Source organism: Rubellimicrobium rubrum (assembly GCF_006152115.1).
GTDB classification, from domain to species: domain Bacteria; phylum Pseudomonadota; class Alphaproteobacteria; order Rhodobacterales; family Rhodobacteraceae; genus Rubellimicrobium; species Rubellimicrobium rubrum.
Window position 1 is genome coordinate 1 of record NZ_VDFU01000057.1, and the last position, 9,843, is coordinate 9,843.

12 protein-coding genes and 1 pseudogene are annotated in these 9,843 nt (G+C 63.9%); 8 read left to right on the forward strand and 5 right to left on the reverse strand.

What is annotated here, in order from left to right; genetic code table 11:
* Nucleotides 1–191 precede the first annotated feature (191 nt).
* The 3 genes from FHG66_RS20640 to FHG66_RS20650 all read left to right on the forward strand — a co-directional run bounded on the left by FHG66_RS20640 (nucleotide 192) and on the right by FHG66_RS20650 (nucleotide 1,641).
* Entirely contained in the window at nucleotides 192–893 is a 702-nt protein-coding gene (locus FHG66_RS20640; RefSeq protein ID WP_139079035.1) for a helix-turn-helix domain-containing protein, read from the forward strand.
* 186 nt (nucleotides 894–1,079) lie between these two features.
* Nucleotides 1,080–1,370: a BrnT family toxin gene (locus FHG66_RS20645; RefSeq protein WP_139079036.1), complete on the forward strand. Its 291-nt coding sequence runs from the start codon at nucleotides 1,080–1,082 to the stop codon at nucleotides 1,368–1,370.
* A complete protein-coding gene (locus FHG66_RS20650) occupies nucleotides 1,312–1,641 on the forward strand; it encodes a BrnA antitoxin family protein (RefSeq protein WP_139079037.1) in 330 nt (109 codons plus the stop codon). Before FHG66_RS20645 ends, FHG66_RS20650 begins: the two co-directional genes overlap by 59 nt.
* Before the next feature lie 28 nt (nucleotides 1,642–1,669).
* Here FHG66_RS20650 and FHG66_RS20655 read toward each other — a convergent pair whose 3' ends face one another.
* On the reverse strand, nucleotides 1,670–2,017 hold the full coding sequence (locus FHG66_RS20655) for a hypothetical protein (protein ID WP_176556381.1): 348 nt from the start codon (nucleotides 2,015–2,017) through the stop codon (nucleotides 1,670–1,672).
* Between the two features lie 54 nt (nucleotides 2,018–2,071).
* Nucleotides 2,072–2,215, reverse strand: a pseudogene (locus FHG66_RS23080) (MerR family transcriptional regulator); the annotation flags it as partial.
* Between the two features lie 415 nt (nucleotides 2,216–2,630).
* On the opposite strand from FHG66_RS23080, the gene FHG66_RS20660 reads away from it, so the two are divergent.
* The 3 genes from FHG66_RS20660 (at nucleotide 2,631) to FHG66_RS20670 (ending at nucleotide 5,292) form a co-directional block, all read left to right on the forward strand.
* A complete protein-coding gene (locus FHG66_RS20660; RefSeq protein ID WP_139079039.1) occupies nucleotides 2,631–2,912 on the forward strand; it encodes a hypothetical protein in 282 nt (93 codons plus the stop codon).
* Between the two features lie 320 nt (nucleotides 2,913–3,232).
* Nucleotides 3,233–3,619: a plasmid mobilization protein gene (locus FHG66_RS20665; RefSeq protein ID WP_139079040.1), complete on the forward strand. Its 387-nt coding sequence runs from the start codon at nucleotides 3,233–3,235 to the stop codon at nucleotides 3,617–3,619.
* Nucleotides 3,613–5,292, forward strand: coding sequence for a relaxase family protein (locus FHG66_RS20670; RefSeq protein ID WP_139079041.1), 1,680 nt, complete (start codon nucleotides 3,613–3,615; stop codon nucleotides 5,290–5,292). The genes FHG66_RS20665 and FHG66_RS20670 overlap by 7 nt, the downstream gene beginning before the upstream one ends.
* 254 nt (nucleotides 5,293–5,546) lie before the next feature.
* Here the strand turns inward: FHG66_RS20670 and FHG66_RS20675 are convergent, their stop codons facing one another.
* Both FHG66_RS20675 and FHG66_RS20680 read right to left on the reverse strand, forming a co-directional pair.
* Nucleotides 5,547–6,386 (reverse strand): hypothetical protein, encoded by an 840-nt coding sequence (locus tag FHG66_RS20675; RefSeq protein WP_139079042.1) that lies wholly within the window; start codon nucleotides 6,384–6,386, stop codon nucleotides 5,547–5,549.
* Between the two features lie 8 nt (nucleotides 6,387–6,394).
* Entirely contained in the window at nucleotides 6,395–7,234 is an 840-nt protein-coding gene (locus tag FHG66_RS20680; RefSeq protein WP_139079043.1) for a hypothetical protein, read from the reverse strand.
* A 157-nt stretch (nucleotides 7,235–7,391) separates the two neighbouring features.
* Between FHG66_RS20680 and FHG66_RS20685 the strand changes: the two genes are divergently transcribed.
* Both FHG66_RS20685 and FHG66_RS20690 read left to right on the forward strand, forming a co-directional pair.
* Nucleotides 7,392–8,303, forward strand: a complete 912-nt coding sequence (locus FHG66_RS20685) for a calcium-binding protein (RefSeq protein ID WP_139079044.1) — start codon at nucleotides 7,392–7,394, stop codon at nucleotides 8,301–8,303.
* A gap of 270 nt (nucleotides 8,304–8,573) precedes the next feature.
* Entirely contained in the window at nucleotides 8,574–9,266 is a 693-nt protein-coding gene (locus FHG66_RS20690; protein WP_139079045.1) for a recombinase family protein, read from the forward strand.
* Between the two features lie 392 nt (nucleotides 9,267–9,658).
* Here FHG66_RS20690 and FHG66_RS22055 read toward each other — a convergent pair.
* A partial coding sequence (locus FHG66_RS22055; protein WP_218013937.1) for a hypothetical protein occupies nucleotides 9,659–9,843 on the reverse strand: 185 nt, incomplete at its 5' end.

Here is a 9,843-nt window from a genome sequence, read left to right on the forward strand (position 1 = left end):
AAAAACACGAAGACCCGCCAGGGGCGGGCCTCCATACCGGGGAGAACCCCGGGAAGTAGAAGTGTTGCAACCTCAGCTTCCCACACCTCCCTGGCCGTTTGCAAGTCGATAAACTTGCCACGGGTGAGCTTTGTCTCGCGCGTGGGTGGCCCCGCCCTGTCGGTCTTCTTCGTCACGGAGGACGACAGATCATGTTCAAGACCATTGGATCAGCCTTGACCGGGGCTCCTGTCGCACGCGCCCGCGAGCCCGTGCGCCGGCACTCGCGCCTCCTGGGGCGATGCGAGAGCGTCTTTTGGCGGGCCACGAGCCGCCAAGAGGTGCGCCGGATCGTGCTGGCTGCGCGTCGGTATGAGCTGGCGGGACGGCCAGCGGGACGGCGGAACGGTCCTCTAGGACACGTGGCCATCGAGGTGCTGGAACTGCTGGGCAACTTGGTGAGCTTCCGCACGGGACGGCTGGAGCCTTCGCTCGATACGCTCACGCGCCTGCTGCGCCGCTCGCGGGCGGCCGTGGTGCGGGCGCTGGCTGCTCTCCGGGCGCATGGCTTCCTTGACTGGCTGCGGCGCTACGAGCCTACGGGGCAGACGGAAGGATGCGGCCCCCGGGTGCGCCAGGTCAGCAACGCCTACCGGCTCTCCTTGCCTGCCCGCGCCGCCCGGCTCCTGGGACGGCTCATGGGAGCACCACCCTTGCCTGAGGACGTGGCGCACGCCCAGGAGGCGCGTGCGGCCGAGCTGGCCGCGCACAAGGCCAGCCTGCCCCTCGACCAGCTCGCTCTCTTCGAGGCAGGCGACAGCCCCTTGGGGCGAGCCCTGGCGAGCCTGGGCCGCAAGGTGCAGGAGCGTGAGTTCACCGGGGAGCCGGAATACCAGGCTAAGACTATTCTCTAAGTCCAGAGCCGACGCAGAGCCGATCAAGAGAGCCCGTAACGGACAGAACCAAGCCCTCATCGCACCCGCAGAAGACCCCGCCCTAGAGGCAGGACGGCGGAGCTCAGGCCGAAGGAAGAGAAGAGGCTGAGAAGCGGTCAAGCGGCAGCGTTGCTCTGTTAATACGCGCTGTATATACTATCTGTCATGTTCGAGTGGGACGAAGCCAAGCGGGAGCGCACCCTCTCAGAACGAGGGCTCGACTTCGCTGATGCCAGAGCCCTCTTCGACGGCCGTCCCGTCCTGCACGTCCCCGCTCGCACCGAAACCGAGGCGCGGACCCTCACCGTAGGCCAGCTCGGAGACGGCAAGTTCTACACCGTGGTCTGGACCTGGCGGGGCGAGGTCAGGCGGATCATCTCCTTCCGGAGGGCACGTGATGAGGAAGAACGCAGATACTGGCTCTATCTCGGACCGGATCACCCGAGTGACGGCTGACGAGGCTATAGAGAGCCGCACCGACTGGGCGCGTGTCCACGCCACCACGCCCGAGGAGATCGAGGCCCAAGCCGCCCAGGACGAGGCGGAGGATGGCATGGCCGTGGACTTGGACAGCGTCACCGTTCACCGGCCCCCGCCCAAGGCGGTGCTGCACATGCGCGTGGATCAGGATGTGCTCGACTTCTTCAAGCAAGACGGTCGAGGCTACCAGACCAAGATCAACGCCGTCCTGCGGGCCTACAAGGATGCGCAGAGCCGGAGAGGGTGACAGGGCCACATCCCGCAGGTTGCAATCATTATGACCGGCCAAAAAGTCGGCTCAGGAACCCGACAGGAACTTTCTCGGGCTCCATGGGAGACGGGATCGAGTCGACTGCGGGTCGGTGAACGCTCGCCCCTAGAAGGGCGAAGGTCCGATCCTCAACCCGGGTCAGGCGCTCGCGAAGATCGTCGGACAACTCACGCTCGCGATGGAGCTGGTCGTTCAGTGTTTCCCGCTCCCGAAGGTGCTGATCGCGTTCCTGGCGCAGGTGATCTTCGAGAAGTGCCACCTTGGCCCGCAGCACAGCCAGTTCCGTTTCCAGGGTTCCAGGGAGTTCGGTCGTTGCAGCAGCCGTCTCAGAACGTCCCGTGAGATGGTTCATGACTGGTTCTGGAAGGGGGTTCCCCATCTCAGGTGGAAACACCCGGGCCAGCTCCGATGCATCGATCATGTAAGCTCCATCATCGAGACGCTTTGCGGAGAGCTTACCACTTTTGATGGCCCGATGGACTGTGGATTTGCTCAGCTTAGCCACTTTAGCGGCGTGGCTCAGACTGTATTCCATCCTGGTTCCCTTCATCTCCACCCACCGTCTCGGAACGTCTCATGAGACGTCTCAGAGCGGGTTTGACAGAGGTTCCAGAGAACGGCTCTGCCGGTCAACCAAGAAGGGGGGAAGTCGTTCGTCAGCTTAGCGCAGCGTGTTCTGAACATCGCATTCACGACTGTTCGGCTTTAGCGTTCCAGAGGAGTCAAGGGAGGTGGTGCGGCCCGCAGCCCGGCACGGGCGAGGACCCGGCTCCCTTGACCCCTCTGGAAGCGCCCACGCTTTTACCTGTCCCTTGTGATGGCCTGCCATCGCAGGGGACTGCCCAGCGGCGAGCGTTCTTCTCCTAGGATCGTCATCTCCCTCCAACGTAGGAGGGGCTAGAAGCGGTCGCGGGTGGTCCGGGGCATTTGAGGCAGGACCCCGGCCGGTCAGCGGGGAGGACGCCATGCGGGTAGCCATTCGAGGACGCCGGACGCTGGGGGAGGTCCGGGCGCAGCTCAACCAGGTGCTGGACCGGCTGGAGAGCCTGGGGGCCACGCACACGCAGGGGGCTAACCTGTACGTGAACCTCTACACTGAAGAGGGCCTGCAGTTCGTGGCAGTCAGTGGGGACGGCGAAGAGGTCGAGATCCTGGAGATCCCGCTCTCGTGGCGGACCCAAGCCGAGGAGCGCCGAGCGGCCCCGACGCAGGCCAGCGGCAACGTGGTCCTGTTCCCCCGCAAGTAGGCAAGAGCCGGCACGGGGGTGGCTGTGTCAACGGCCGTTCCATGTCCGTCTCCCTGCGTCAGGTTCCGCCGATCCCGGCCTAAGATCCCCCTCTCAGGTCAGGCCTCAGCACAGAGGCGCTTGCCTTGGAGTTGAGTGTACGCCAGCATACTCGCGTCCGGACGCTGCGCGCCCGGCCTCGAGGCTGGTGAGGGGGCGGCACGCCCCCTTCAATCCCCCAAGAAAGCCGCGCTGGCGCACGGCACGGGGCCAGCCCCGCACCCCGGCCGGGGGACCTTGGCGGCCCCCCAGCACCCCCGCCTGCTTGGAGGCCCCGGTCCATGCGCGTCGAGATCCGCACCACACCCCAAGATAAGGCCCGCTGGCAGGCCCTGGCTGAGAGCCGGGGCGTGTCGCTGTCGGACTTGGTGCGCGCCCTCCTCGATGGGCAACGCCCACGCCGGCCCCGCCGTGAGGCGCCCCCCGTAGACCCGGCGCTCCTGCGCGAGCTCGCGCGCCTGGGCAACAACCTCAACCAGCTCGCCCGCGCCGCCAACCGGCAGGAGCCGGTGCCAGCGGCGGCACTCTTGGTGCGCCTCATCGCGATCGACCGCGAGCTGGCGGCGCTGCGGCGCGCCTACACGCGGGCCGATCCCGAGTCGGAGGACGCGGCATCGCCCCGAGCCGCCGAGCCTGGCTCCAGCCCCGAAGAGCCCGGCCCATGCTGATCAAGTTCACCTCCAGCGGGCGGGGCGGCGGGGGCACGGTGGCCGCCTACCTGACCGACGCCACCCGGCAGGGGCGCGAGCACGCCGCTCCCGAGGTAATCCGGGGCGACATGGACCGCACCCGTGCGTTGATCGATAGCCTGTCGCGGCGCTGGACCTACACCCACGGGGTGCTGAGCTTCGCCCCCGAGGACGCGCCTACCGAGGTCGAGCAGCACAATGCGATGGACGCCTTCGAGCGGGTGGCCTTTGCCGGGCTCGACCCCGAGCAGTTCGATATCACCTGGGTGCGCCACACCCACACGGGGCCTGGGTCCGGGGTGGACGAGGCGGGACGCGAGAGGCGCGGCGGACGCGTCGAGCTGCATTTCGTGGTGCCCCGCGTGGAGCTGACCACGGGGCGGGCGCTCAACATCGCACCTCCGGGCTGGGAGCGCACCTTTGCGCCGCTGCGGGACGCCCTCAACCTCCAGCATGGCTGGGCGCGGCCCGACGACCCCGAGCGCGCCCGTGAGCTGCACGGGGTGCCATCGCGGGCGCGCACCCATGAGGGCCTGACGCTCCGGGCGGGCCGCGAGGGGGTGCATGCCTACGTCACAGCGCTGGTGGCGGCCGGCCAGGTCACGGACCGGGCAAGCCTCGTCGAGGCGCTGGAGGGGGCGGGCCTGAGCGTCCCGCGCCAGGGCAAAGATTACCTCACCGTGGCTGACCCCAAGAGCGGCGAGCGGCTGCGCATGAAAGGCCGCCTTTACGAGAAGGGCTGGAGCTATGACGCAGAGCTTGACCGAGCGGCTGCAGGAGAGGCTGGCCACGCAGTCGGCCGAGATCGAGCGCCTGACCACGAGCGAGCTGAGGCAGCTTGGCGAGAGGTTGAAAGCCGAGTCCGAGACCGCGCTCAGTTCCATGAGCGCCTCTTTGCACGCGGCGCTCGAGACCGCGATGCAGCCCTTGAGCGGGGACCTGAGCAGGCTCAGGCGCTGGGGCCGCTGGTGGTGGGCGGCCCTGGCGCTGACCTGGCTCACCATGGCGGCGCTCACAGCCTTGTTGCTCTGGCTCTGGATGAGCCCGAGCGGCTGGAGGGCAACGTGGTCGGGGACAGCATCCGGCACGGAGGGGATCGCCATGTACCAGACATTCCGCTTCGAGGGGCGGAGCTATCTCCTAGTGCCGGAGGGGACCATGGCCGTGACTTGTCGGCGAGGCGAGGAGCAGAGGCCGTGTCTGGTGCTGCCCATGGGCGCGGCGCCGCCCGTGCGACCACAGGCGCGGGTGGATGGGAGCTAGAGGATGGAGAGCCTCACGCCCTTCGAGCGCGCCTTGCTCGCTCAGTTCGAGAGCTTGGCGAGCGCATCCGAGGCCTCGCTCAAGCAGTCCGAGGCCACGGCGAGCGCGCTCTCGGCCTTGTCCAAGCAAGCTGGGGCACGGATCGAGGCCATCGAGCAGAGGCAGGAGGCCTTGAGCGCGCACTTGGACGACTTGGCCTCAGCCTTGACCACGCAGACGCTGCAAACACGCGCCTTGGTCGATGCCGTGAACAGGTTGATGGCCGAGTTGGCGAAGTAGTCCGCGCACGCGAGGCCGAGCGGGTCCGGCAGGTGGAGCAGGAGCGCGGGCGCGAGCGGACGCACAGCTGGGGCCTGAGCCACGGGCACGACGATGGGTGGGGACTGTGACGGCGGCTGGCCAGGTTGGGGTTGGACTGCGGACGTGCCGAGGGGCAGAGCCAGGAAGGAAGAGGAAGACCGCTCGCCGCGGGGCAGTCCCTTCGGATGCAACGCACCAAAGGGACAGACCGGGGCGTGGGTGCGTCCAGCGGGGTCAAGGGGGCCGGGTCCTCGCCCACCGGGGGCGGGCTGCGGGCCGCACCACCCCCTTGACCCCGCCTCCCGCGCTAGGGGATTCGGAGTGGTGCTAGGCTGATCCCGCCTTAGCTGGCCGCTGTCCGGGTGTAGGCGCCCGGCTGGTTCCGCTCGATCTGGTGCATCTGTCCGGGGTCGCGCGCGGTGCCGTCCTCATCATAGAGGGTGATCTTGCCGCCGTGCTCCTCGACGGTGAGCACGAGCTTGCCGCCGTAGCGGACCTCGACGTTGTTCATGTGGTAGTAGCCGTCCTGCTTGGCGTAGAGCGGCCCGCCCGAGACTTCGAGCGACTTGTTGAGCATCATGCCTTCGATCAGCATGTTCATCTGCGCGGCCTGCTGGCCATCCTTCAGCATGGCCTCGGCCTGATCGACCCGGATGCCTTCCATCTCGGCTGTGCCTGCGACGAAGCGGGGCGTAGCCAGGCCGTTGGTGTTCCGGTTGGCCGTGACAAGCTGACCCCATACGCTCGATACTTTGGCCGATGCAAAGTCCTGGGCTTCCTTGTGCGACTGGAAGGACGACTCCCCACCCCGTCCTGAGACGGCATGGGCGTAAGCCCCCTGCAGCATCGAGTTCACTTGGCGGCGGAAGCCATTCTCCTTCTCGAAGGCCTGCTCCTTGGCCTCCCAAATCGCCATCTCCGCTTCAGCCTTGGCGAGCTTGGCCTCATATTGCTCGCGCGTCTCCAGGACGTGACCTTCCGGCAGGACGATGGGGAGATCGGCGCCGATGCCCTCCTGCGTCCCCACAGGCTGGGTAACCTTGGACCCGGCAAGTTTGGCCAGGTCTGCGACAGCTTTGAGCCGGTCAGACGATGTCGCCTGAGCATGGTGCTGCGCTTGGCCTTCGGCCCTGCGGCCGAACAGGGTCAGGATCTGCTGGGATGAGTACCTGGTGTTGATCATGGGAAGCCCTAGCCAGCCACCCTCTGACCGTAAGCTCCCGGCTGGTTCTGCGCGATCTGGTGCATGGTACCGAGTTCGCGGCTACTGCCGTCCTCGTTGAACAGAGTGATCTTGCCGCCGTGCTCCTCGACGGTGAGCACGAGCTTGCCGCCGTAGCGGACCTCGACGTTGTTCATGTGGTAGTAGCCGTCCTGCTTGGCGTAGAGCGGCCCGCCCGAGACTTCGAGCGACTTGTTGAGGATCACGCCCTCGATCAGCATGTTCATCTGCGCGGCTTTGCGGTCGTCCTCCAGCTTGGCTGTCATCTGCCCGGTCGTGAGGTCGCGGTTCTTGGCCATCTGATCGATCCACGCGGGTGTGGCCAAGGTCTTGGTGTCCGAGTTGGAGGTGACAAGGTTGCCCCAAACTCCTGCCACTACTCCGGATGCGTAGTCCTGAGCCTCTTGGTGGGATTGGAAGGAGTTGGGCCGCAGCTGACCGGACAGGGCCTCGTTGTAGAGGTTCTGAAGGGGCGCGTTCACCTGACGGCGAAAGCCGTTCTCCTTCTCAAAGGCTTGTTCGCCTGCCTCCCAGGTCTCCATCTCGGCCCGCGCTTTGGCCATCTTAGCGTCGAACTCTGCCCGGGTCTCCCACACGTGCCCTTCTGGCACGACGATCTCGCTGGGGTTGACCTCGTCCACGACAGCGGAGGCAGTGGCAGCTGCTCCGGCTTTGGCCTGCTTGGCTAAGTCTGCCACGGCCTTAAGCCGGTCGGGCGAGGTCGCGGCATCGTGAGGCTGCGCTTGGCCTTGGGCCTTACGGCCGAACAGGGTCAGGAGCTGCTGGGACGAATAGCTAGTGTTGATCACGGCGGCTGCCCTCCTGACCGGTCAACCTCAGCGTGTCAGGGCAGCCTTAAGAAGGGATGAACACAACATCTTTGCTCATCCGGTTCAGCTTTAATGTTCTGTTAACATTGCAGCTCAAATTTGTCTAAAATATGAACAATGCAAACGAGGGATAGTGATGGCCGTCTATAACGGAACAAGCGGTGCTGACATCTTTACTGGCACGAAACGGGGAACAGCCTACGCTGACAGCTACTATACAGGCGCAGGAAATGACGTGATCGACTCCTATCTGGGAGATGACTACGTATCTGCAGGCGAGGGTGACGACACCGTATATGCCAGTGACGGTAACGACCAGATCTACGGCGACGGCGGTAGCGATAGCTTGTTTGGCGATCTTGGGAACGACGTCTTGGACGGCGGTGTAGGGAGTGATGTCCTTGATGGTGGTCTTGGAAACGACTTCCTTTATGGTGGTGACGACAACGACACTTTCCTAACTGACGGTGTATCGGGGCGAGATGCTTATTATGGCGGTAATGGAAACTTAGACGCTATCAGTTTGAAAACCATTAGCAGCTATGCCAACTGGGGAATTATAGGCATAACAGCCCTATCGGGTATAGAGAGAATTGAGAACCTACAAAATTCTAAACCAGTCGATATCGAGATGAGTGGATCATTAGACTTGAGTTCTGTTGAGGTGGACGGAATTAGGTCTATCATTGGCAGCAGTGGAAGCGATACGATCACTGGAACAAACCTTTCAGCTAGTTCAAGTATCAATGACTCAATTAATGGAGGTGATGGAAACGATATCCTTGCAGGAAGGGCTGGTAATGATGTTCTTAAAGGTGGCGCAGGCGGCGACCGCTTCATCTTTGGAACAAGTGAAGGAAATGACACTATTGTTGATTTTACTGATGGAATAGATGTTATCGACCTTAGGCCGGCTAACGTGATAGTCTTTTCTGATATCTCTATTGTCGCTGATGGTGCAAATACTAGGATTGTTGCGGATGGAACAACTATCACCCTGACCAGCATAAGTCCGGCAGTTTTGGACGCTACCGACTTCCTTCTTTAGAGACATTTTCCCAAGTAAATCATAGATCATATTGAGAAAGGGGTACTCTAAGTGAGTATCCCTTTGTTATATTAATTATAGTAGGCTTTGTGACCTAGGCGCGGCTTGGCAGGACCAAGTGCGTCAGGGGCTTGGGTCGCGCGAAGAATGGGTGCGCAACGTGGGGCTCACGACCGGCCGTCTCACCCACAACGCCCGATGTCGCAGGAGACGACCCGCCCGTGAGCCGCTAGACCGGGCGGGAGCGGGGCGGATCAGGAATACGGGCTGGTGCAGCGGTATGTGATCTACCACCGGGTCAGCACCGAGGATCAGGGCCGCTCCGGCCTGGGGCTCGCGGCGCAGGAGCGGGACGTGGAACTCTTCCTGGAGCGCTTTGCGCCCCGGCCTCACGCAGTGATCGCCACCTTCCGGGAGGTGCAGTCGGGAGCGGACAATGACCGGCCTGAGCTTGAGGCGGCGCTCGATCTGGTGCGCCGCACGCCTGGCTGTGAGCTGCTGGTGGCCAAGCTCGACCGGCTCAGCCGGCGGGTAGCCTTCATCGCTGCGCTCATGGAGGACCGGCGGGTGCGGCTCCGCGTGGCCACCATGCCCGGGGCCGATCCGTTTCAGCTTCATCTCTTCGCCGCACTCGCCGAGCAGGAGCGCGGGTTCATCTCAGCACGCACGAAGGCAGCGTTGACACAGGCGAAGGCGCGGGGGGTACAGCTTGGAGGCTTGCGGGACGCCACAGCCCGACGGAATACGGCTGTGCAGGCGCAGACGCGCGAGCGGGACGCACGGCTCGGGTCCATGATTTCGGCATTGCGGCTTCAAGGCCACACTCTTGAAGCCATCGCGGCCCAACTTAACGCGACCGGGATCAGGGCGCCACGTGGCGGGCTCTGGCACAAGGGCACCATTGGGCGCGTTCTGCGGCGGCTAGAAGAAGCCAATCAGCTGCAAAGAAAGTCAGTTCCATAGTCTCCTCTGTGAGACTCCGTGGGGAATACGCCAATTCACGTGAATTCGCATGAATTTAGATGATGATAAACTCAGGCGTAATGATGCGTTTTCACGTGAATTCACGTGAATTGGCGGGAATTCACGTCTTCTGAACGGAATTCACGTGTTTTGCTCGGTATGCCGCTGGGCTCGGTCGCCCTCGGCCTGATGCGTCACAAGCGACCATCCGTTCTCGATCTTGGAGCCCAGGCGCTCCGCGGAGCCCGGACCGGAGGCTGCTGTGAAGGGGGATCTGGTGCAGGCGCTGCCACTTCTCGCCTGCGGAGATCTAAGGATTACTCGTCCAGAGGCTGAAACACCGTTGCCTGTGCTTCACGCATCCGTCACGATGCGGCAAACGCCGCGTGAACTCAGGTCCAAGCGGCAGACGGACAGAAGCCAGGGATATCAACGCCTAAAAACACGAAGACCCGCCAGGGGCGGGCCTCCATACCGGGGAGAACCCCGGGAAGTAGAAGTGTTGCAACCTCAGCTTCCCACACCTCCCTGGCCGTTTGCAAGTCGATAAACTTGCCACGGGTGAGCTTTGTCTCGC